Source organism: Vogesella mureinivorans (assembly GCF_007644035.1).
In the GTDB taxonomy this organism is placed as follows: Bacteria; Pseudomonadota; Gammaproteobacteria; order Burkholderiales; family Chromobacteriaceae; genus Vogesella; species Vogesella mureinivorans.
Genome location: NZ_VMTV02000142.1, coordinates 1 through 289, shown reverse-complemented (window position 1 = coordinate 289; position 289 = coordinate 1). Strand labels below are relative to the sequence as shown.

General features: G+C 41.5%; 1 protein-coding gene. It reads right to left on the bottom strand.

The window, feature by feature from the left end:
- A partial coding sequence (locus FLQ44_RS24020) for a hypothetical protein (RefSeq protein WP_206208665.1) occupies positions 1-289 on the bottom strand: 289 nt, incomplete at both ends.

Genomic DNA, 289 nt, shown 5'->3' with positions numbered 1-289 from the left:
ATCATCTCCGGTTCTTCCAGGACGAAGGTTAGCTTCCTCATCCTCAACTTGCTGAAGGAACTCTAGTTGTTGAAATTCGGTTAAGTGAAACCGAAAAAGAAAGGCCGGAACCTCCCAATCTGTTTCACCAAAAGGTGAAAAGTTTAACGCTATGATTCCTGCAAATGTTTCTCCGAAATAACCCTTCAAAGTTTGAATATGGAGTATCTCAGGATAACCTTTCGCTGGGTCCAAATTAGAAGGTATAGGATTAAGAGAATCTGACTCCAAATCTCTTAAGCGAGAGCGA